This window comes from Altibacter sp., assembly GCF_019913785.1.
Lineage (GTDB): Bacteria > Bacteroidota > Bacteroidia > Flavobacteriales > Flavobacteriaceae > Altibacter.
Genome location: NZ_JAIOHK010000053.1, coordinates 1 through 8,308, shown reverse-complemented (window position 1 = coordinate 8,308; position 8,308 = coordinate 1). Strand labels below are relative to the sequence as shown.

General features: G+C 40.6%; 7 protein-coding genes. 3 read left to right on the top strand and 4 right to left on the bottom strand.

Annotated features, from left to right (window positions below; genetic code table 11):
* Together K8F54_RS08180 and asnB are read left to right on the top strand one after the other, a co-directional pair.
* The coding region (locus K8F54_RS08180; protein WP_290789330.1) for a transketolase C-terminal domain-containing protein at positions 1-993 on the top strand (993 nt) is incomplete at its 5' end.
* A gap of 189 nt (positions 994-1,182) precedes the next feature.
* Positions 1,183-2,850, top strand: coding sequence for an asparagine synthase B (gene asnB / locus K8F54_RS08175; RefSeq protein ID WP_290789332.1), 1,668 nt, complete (start codon positions 1,183-1,185; stop codon positions 2,848-2,850).
* 35 nt (positions 2,851-2,885) lie between these two features.
* On the opposite strand, the gene K8F54_RS08170 is transcribed toward asnB, so the two are convergent.
* The gene (locus K8F54_RS08170) at positions 2,886-4,265 is read right to left on the bottom strand and encodes a tyrosine phenol-lyase (protein WP_290789328.1); all 1,380 of its coding nucleotides are present in this window, start codon (positions 4,263-4,265) and stop codon (positions 2,886-2,888) included.
* A gap of 192 nt (positions 4,266-4,457) precedes the next feature.
* Here K8F54_RS08170 and K8F54_RS08165 point away from each other — a divergent pair, with 192 nt between their 5' ends.
* Positions 4,458-5,843, top strand: coding sequence for a tryptophanase (locus K8F54_RS08165; RefSeq protein WP_290789326.1), 1,386 nt, complete (start codon positions 4,458-4,460; stop codon positions 5,841-5,843).
* A gap of 99 nt (positions 5,844-5,942) precedes the next feature.
* Here the strand turns inward: K8F54_RS08165 and K8F54_RS08160 are convergent, their stop codons facing one another.
* The 3 genes from K8F54_RS08160 to K8F54_RS08150 form a co-directional block, all read right to left on the bottom strand.
* Positions 5,943-6,734, bottom strand: coding sequence for a hypothetical protein (locus K8F54_RS08160; protein ID WP_290789324.1), 792 nt, complete (start codon positions 6,732-6,734; stop codon positions 5,943-5,945).
* Positions 6,713-7,897 carry a CHASE2 domain-containing protein gene (locus K8F54_RS08155; protein ID WP_290789322.1) on the bottom strand — a complete coding sequence of 395 codons (1,185 nt, stop codon included), beginning with the start codon at positions 7,895-7,897 and terminating at the stop codon, positions 6,713-6,715. Before K8F54_RS08155 ends, K8F54_RS08160 begins: the two co-directional genes overlap by 22 nt.
* Before the next feature lie 6 nt (positions 7,898-7,903).
* Positions 7,904-8,308, bottom strand: a 405-nt coding sequence (locus K8F54_RS08150; protein ID WP_290789320.1) for an ion transporter, incomplete at its 5' end; no start/stop codon positions are given.

The window sequence follows — 8,308 nt, the reverse complement described above, 5'->3', positions numbered from 1 at the left end:
GTGCTACGCGATAATTTTGACGCCCTCTTTGAAAAACACCCGGAAGTAGTCATTTTTGGTGAAGATGCCGGAAAAATTGGAGACGTGAACCAAGGCCTCGAAGGGATGCAAGAGAAATACGGTGAATTCAGAGTGAGCGATTCGGGAATCCGTGAAGCTACTATCTTAGGACAGGGAATTGGAATGGCGATGAGAGGCCTCCGCCCTATTGCCGAAATTCAATATTTAGACTACATATTGTATTGCCTTCAGATTATGAGTGATGATTTGGTGACGGTGCGATATCGAACAAAAGGAAAACAAAAAGCCCCTTTGATTGTACGAACACGAGGTCACCGCCTGGAAGGCATCTGGCATAGTGGGTCACAAATGGGTGGCTTGGTACATTTACTTCGCGGAATGTATATTTTGGTACCGCGCGATATGGCCAAGGCAGCCGGTTTCTATAACACCCTGTTGGAAACGGACGAACCTGCGTTAATTATTGAATGCTTAAACGGCTATCGTTTAAAGGAGAAAATGCCGACCAATTTAGCGGAATTCAGGACGCCGATAGGAGTGGTTGAAACCGTTAAGGAAGGTAGTGATATCACCTTAGTATCTTATGGTAGTACCCTACGCATCGTCGAAGAAACAGCCAAAGAACTTCAACAGGTAGGAATAGATGCCGAAGTAATTGATATACAGTCACTTTTACCACTTGATTTAAATAATGACTTAAGCAAAAGTGTTGCAAAAACCAATCGCCTTTTGGTGATCGATGAGGACGTTCCGGGAGGTGCTTCAGCTTACATCATGCAGCATATTGTGGACACCCAAAATGCATATCAGTACCTGGACAGCAAACCACAGACATTATCGGCACAACCACACCGACCTGCCTATGGAACCGATGGTGATTATTTTTCCAAGCCTTCGGCCGAAGATGTTTTCGAAAAGGTATATGAAATGATGCACGAATCGGATCCGGCCAACTTTCCGAAGCTGCGATAATGTGAAGAAAAAAATTGGTAATTAAATAATTTATTCGATATTTGAACAAGAAATATATAAGTTTATGTTTAGTACTATCACAAATAATAACAATAATAACGGGATGCCTTAACAAAAACTTGTCGAGATATAGGAGCCTGTCAAGTTTTAAATTGACAGGCTTTTTTTATGAATTTAAAACAAAATAGTATGTGCGGAATTGTATGCGCCTTTCGATTAAAAGAATCCTCTGAAACGCTTCGCCCCCAATTATTGGAAATGTCAAAATGTATTCGCCATCGCGGTCCGGACTGGAGCGGTATATTCGACAATGACAAAGCCATCATGGCACATGAGCGGCTGGCCATTGTGGATCCCACTTCAGGAAAACAACCTCTGTTTTCGGAAGACAAGAATCTGGTGCTGGCAGCCAATGGGGAGATTTACAACCACCAACAGCTGCGAAAACAATTTGATGGCCGCTATAATTTCCAAACCAAAAGCGATTGCGAGGTGATTTTAGCGCTTTATAAAGATAAGGGAAGTGCATTTTTAGACGAATTGAACGGCATCTTCGGCTTTGCTCTCTACGATGTTGAAAAGGACTCCTACCTTATTGCTCGAGACCATATGGGAATCATCCCGCTTTATATGGGCTGGGACCAAAACGGAACCTTCTATGTGGCATCCGAATTAAAAGCGCTGGAAGGCGTTTGCACGAAAATTGAACTCTTCCCTCCCGGTCACTATTTAGACAGTAACGAGGGTGTGCTCAAGCAGTGGTATTCGCGGGATTGGATGGAGTACGAGGCGGTAAAGGAGAATAAAACAGATATTGCCATGCTTCGGAAGGCATTGGAAGAGGCGGTACACCGTCAATTGATGAGCGACGTACCCTATGGTGTATTGCTTTCGGGTGGATTGGATTCTTCTATCACTTCGGCTATAGCCAAAAAATATGCCGAAAAACGTATCGAAAGTGACGATCAGGACAAGGCCTGGTGGCCACAACTGCACTCATTCGCAATAGGATTAGAAGGCTCACCCGATCTTGCAGCTGCCCAAAAAGTGGCCCAACATTTGGATACGGTACACCACGAAATAAAATTTACCATACAAGAAGGAATTGATGCTATCCGTGATGTGATATACCATCTGGAAACCTATGATATTACGACCATACGCGCTTCTACCCCCATGTATCTGATGGCGCGCGCGATTAAGGCCATGGGAATTAAAATGGTGCTTTCGGGTGAGGGTAGTGACGAGATCTTCGGCGGGTATTTATATTTCCACAAAGCCCCGAATGCCGAAGAATTGCATAAAGAAACCGTAAGGAAGTTAGACAAGCTACATATGTACGATTGCCTACGGGCCAATAAATCCTTAGCATCCTGGGGAATTGAAGGCCGCGTTCCTTTCTTGGACAAGGAGTTTATGGATGTTGCCATGCGAATCAATCCGCAGGATAAGATGATCAATGGAGAGCGTATGGAAAAGTGGGTGTTGCGCAAGGCTTTTGAAGATATGCTTCCCGAAAGTGTGGCCTGGCGCCAAAAAGAACAATTCAGTGACGGTGTGGGCTATAGTTGGATTGATACCTTAAAAGAAATGGTAGATGAGGCTGTATCCGATGAGCAATTGGCCAATGCTCATTATAAGTTCCCTATTCAGCCACCAACGAGTAAGGAAGAGTTTTACTACCGTTCTATTTTTGCTGAACATTTCCCAAGCGACACAGCGGCATTGAGTGTGCCTTCGGTACCAAGTGTAGCCTGCAGTAGCCCTGTTGCGCTAGAATGGGACGAAAGTTTTAAAAATATGAACGATCCCAGTGGAAGAGCTGTTAAAAATGTCCATGATGAAGCTTATAAATAGTGTTTGAAATTAAATTCAAAGGCAACTTTCGGCTATCATAATTTTTCGAACCTCGCTTGGAAGAATCGCAAGTATTCGGGCTCGTAAATCATCTTCATTCCTTTGATGGAATCTCGTCTTTCATAAACATTAGAAACCGATTCGGCTATAACATCCATATGTGCCTGGGTATATACCCTTCTGGGAATGGTTAGACGCACCAATTCCAGTTTTGGAAAATTATGCTGACCTGTCTCTGCGTTTCGGCCTGAGGAAACCACGCCTCTTTCCATTGCTCTAACTCCTGAATCCAAATATATTTCTGCGGCCAATGTTTGAGCAGGAAACTTATCTTGTGAAATATGCGGTAAGAATTTTTTGGCATCTAGAAACACCCCGTGAGTACCTATAGGTTTTACAATGGGTACACCCGTTTTAAGCAATTGCTCTCCGAGATATTTAACTTGTCCTACTCGAGCTCTAATATGCGCATCTTGTACCGATTCGGTTATTCCAATAGCAAGGGCTTCCATATCTCTACCTGCCATTCCTCCGTATGTATGAAGACCTTCATAAACAACTACCATATTACGTGCCTTATCAAACAAATCAGGATCATTAACGGCTAGAAACCCTCCAATGTTTACCATTGCATCCTTTTTTGCACTCATGGTAGCTCCATCGGTCAGCGCACATATTTCATAGACTATTTCGGCTACTGATTTATCTTGATAACCCGCTTCATTTTGTTGAATCATGAATGCATTTTCTGCAACCCGGGTCATATCGTGAATAATCTTTATGCCGTGTTTACTTGTTAATTCACGAACTTGTTTAAGATTTGCCATCGATATGGGCTGTCCACCGGCCATGTTTACGGTCGTTGCAATACACACATAAGGAATCTTATTGGCGCCCACCTTGTCGATAAGTGCTTCTAATTTATTGAGGTCAACATTACCTTTAAACTTAAATAAACTCTCCGAATCGTGAGCTTCATCGACAATCACATCTACAAATGTACCCCCCGCAAGTTCTTGATGAAGTTTTGTGGTAGTGAAGTACATATTTCCGGGTAAATAATCGCCTTTCGAAATCAATATTTGTGACAAAATATGTTCTGCACCCCGTCCTTGATGTGTTGGAACAATGTATTTATAGCTATAATATTTTTGAATGGTTTCTTCCAGATGATAAAAATTTCTACTTCCGGCATATGCCTCATCTCCCATCATAAGTCCTGCCCATTGCCGATCACTCATCGCGGAAGTGCCACTATCTGTGAGCAGATCGATATAGACATCTTCAGACCGGAGAAGAAAGGTATTATACCCTGCTTCTGCCAGCACCTTTTCCCTGTGAGCCTCTGTTGTTATATAAACCGGCTCAACCATTTTAATTTTATAGGGCTCTGCCCAACTACGTTTTATTGCCATGTGTTGACTATTACCTTAAAATAGTGGCGAAGTTCAAACAAAAATTAAAGAAATTATATGATTATTATCATAACTTATTTAAAATGCAAAGGTCTCTATGCAAAACTTACTTGGATTAAAATTCAATCTTATAATGACAAATATCATATTGACAATAGAGGGTATTAGTATCTTTACATTAAAATTTTATTTATGAATCTTCCCTACGCAGAACCCTATAAAACCAAAATGGTGGAATATATTCGACCTTCTACTATTGAAGAGCGAAAACAATGGATAAAAGAGGCCGATTATAACTTGTTCAATTTAACTTCAGAAAAAGTATTTATTGATCTTCTTACCGATTCCGGCACCGGGGCTATGAGCGATAAACAGTGGGGTGAAATGATGGTCGGGGATGAAAGCTACGCGGGTTCACAGTCTTATTTAAAATTGAAAGAGGTCGTAAACCGAATTACAGGCTTCGAATATTTTCTACCCACCCACCAGGGAAGGGCCGCCGAAAATGTTTTATTTTCTGTGCTGATAAAAACAGGAGATATAATTCCCGGCAATGCACATTTTGATACCACCAAAGGACATATAGAATTTAGGAATGCTACTGCACTAGATTGCACAATTGATGAAGCGTTTAACACTTCAATATATCACCCATTTAAGGGAAATATAAATATTGAGAAACTAGAAAACGCACTGAGGACAACTGAAAAAGGTAAAATTCCATTTGTAGTGCTAACGGTCACCTGTAATACGGCCGGGGGTCAACCCGTTTCAATGGACAATATAAAGAATGTCTCGGCGGTCTGTAAAAAGTATGGTGTCCCCTTGTATATAGACGCAGCCCGATTTGCGGAGAATGCCTATTTTATTAAAATTAGAGAAGAAGGTTACGAAGACCATTCAATTAAGGAAATTACCAAAGAAATGTTTTCCTATGCCGATGGTATGACTATGAGTGCTAAAAAAGACGGACTGGTTAATATGGGCGGATTTATTGCGCTTAGAGATGAAGAAGTCTATAAAAGAGCCACGGTATTTAATATAATGTATGAGGGTTTTATCACCTATGGCGGTATGAATGGTAGGGATATGGGAGCGCTAGCCGTTGGTCTGGATGAGGCTACAGAATTCGATTATTTGGAAACAAGGGTTGAACAGGTGGCTTTTTTGGGTAAACAACTCGTCGAATATGGTGTACCGGTGCTGGAACCTTTTGGAGGACATGCCATATTCCTAGATGCTAATAAATTTGTGCCTACGATCCCCCGAAATGAATATAGGGCACAGGCACTAGCCATCGAACTGTATATAGCCGGCGGTATTCGCAGTGTTGAAATAGGAACTATTTTGGCCGATAGAGATCCCTTTACACACAAAAATCGATATCCGGAATTAGAACTCGTCCGTCTCGCGATTCCTCGCAGGACGTATTCATTAAATCATATGCGCTATATAGCCGCGGTAATTAAAGAGATTTACAATACCAGGTCACAGGCCAAAAGGGGTTATAAGATCGTAGATGAAGCTCCAATTATGAGGCATTTTACCGTGAAACTAGAAAAAATTATCAACGAATAATTTGGTAGGTATATCGCTAATTTGGAATAGCGCTATTTCAATTACCGGATCATATTATCGTTGTCAACGATCCCATTTTTCGCATTAGGATCGACCTAATTAATAACAAATTTTATAATCGGAACACAGCAGTTGCTTTATCTCTTCGGTAGAAAATCCAATCGCAGAAAGGTCGGTTTTAAAGGCATCAAGATCAGACTTTAAGGCGGCAAATTCTTCATTAGTAAGTATGCTAAAACTAAAATATTCGGTTTCCTCAAGGTTGGGAAATTTCTTGTCGGATACCGTCCATTCATAACTATTGCCCTTTGTTAAGATAACATTGTCCACAAACATGGTAAGGCTATTCCCGGAAACCCCAAATTTAGTGATATGGCCCGAACTGAGGTCTTTCAGCATAAAATAGCTCACCTCGGCATCGATATTCCAAACAAATTCTATTTCGGGCGCAAAGAATTTCACATTGTCGGTTGGCTGTAGCAAGGTAAAATTGTCATTTCTAAAAACGACTCCGGTCTTGGATTTGGTAGTATTCTGATTCGTAAATTGATTCCAGATATAGGTCAAATACTTCTTTGTAAACGACGAATTATCGGCCGTGGCCGGCGAATTCAACAGATCGGTAAAGGTGTAATCGCCGGTTCGGTTGGTTTTGTAACAATTCCCCAGTTCGTCTATCGCCAATACGTTTTCGGCCTCCTTCAAAGAAATAATAGCATCTTTCGCGATTTCCGAACCCTTGGATAAGGTTTTAAGCGAGTCTTTCACTTTAAGCATCGGTCTTCCTTCCGTTTTAAAAACGACCAGACTATTCTGTCCTTGTAACGCCAAAGCACAACAAAAAAACAGCAATAACAAGCCTTTTCGAATCACTTCATATAACTTTTCCATTTTCGTTTTGTTTTAATATATCCCATTAAATCTTTATAGAATTTTACAAAGCTGGTAGACAAAAGCGTTAGGGCGATAATTGGAACTATATGTAGTATAATTCCTATTTTAAACAACCATAGTGCCAGACCTGTCATAACTACGGTAAAGATAAACAGTACCGTCTTTTTTGTGAGTCGGTACGTAAAACGGCTTTTTCGTTCCATTTTTATGATGTACACAAGAATCAAGAACGTGCAGAAAAAAGTAATGACGCCAATCCAAAAATTGGAAACTCGTAATAACAGGTTATTATTCAGCAACATACTAATAATGTTAGCATGGATTACCACGCCGTACATATCGGGGATACTCTTCCCTGCCGTGATCTTATTCAAGGGGGTAAACAACTTATCTTCTACATCGTAGACGTTTCCCATGGGCTCGCCCATATATCCAAGCAATACAATCTTGTCTTTCAGCACAGCCTTGTTATCGCTTAGCATAAACTCATCAAATCCGAAGTTTAAGAACGCCGTATAATCACCTATATAATTGATGGGAGTATTGCCGTGGAATTTTTTGTCGTAGTTATATTTTTTCCATTTTTTATCTCCTAGTGCCTTTTTTGCAATTTTTGAAGAAAAGGAGCGATGTCTTACGCCATCTATTTCGGTGACACCTACAAAATCTCGAACTACCGACTCTTGATTATCAAAATTGAGGTTTACAAATCCTGAAGCTTCGCCGGTTTCAAAAAGTTTGTGATTTGTGATGAGGCTATCCTTTTCGATAATATAGGAGGTGATAATTTTTTTATGCTGAAGTGTTTTGGCCAAGATCGAGTCTATAAATGCTTCTTTTCTATCTTTGAAAATCACATCGACCCCAACTACTTTCGGATCCTCCTCTAGCACGGCATCCAGCAATTGATGGAGCTCAAAACGATCGCGATGTTCAATATTTATTAAAACAATTTCTGAATTCAGTGTGCCAACATCGTGCAAGTTTTCGGCATAATAGATATCCAGCAGACTGAAATCCTTCACTACTTTTTTTAGAGGATCAAAAAATGAAATATTTACCACCAGAAAAGAAAGTACAAATATGATGATGTATGAAAATATGGTACATAGCAAGGCATCTCGTAGCAGCAGCTTTGTTTTTTTCTTTTTAATTTTCATAGCAGCTTATTCTTCTGTTTTGTTTTTATCCTTTACGGAGGTGGAAAGTGCCGAAGCGACAATCCCCGCCGGTACGGTTACAATTCCCAATCCTATGATAAGGATAAAGAACGTAAATATTTTACCTCCCATGGTGATGGGGTATACATCTCCATATCCCACCGTGGTCAATGTTGAAATAGCCCACCACAGACTGTGAAATACCGAGGCAAACTTTTCGGGTTGTGCTTCGCTTTCAAAGAGATAGATACCAAATGCCGAAAGGTATAACAATATAGCCGTTAATATAATAAACAAGGTAATCTCCTCTTTTGCCGAAACTGCCGCATTGCTAAAGCGATTGATCGCCTTATTATAACGCGCCAGTTTTAAGATTCTAAAAATTCGGAATACCCGTAAAATACGAACCGA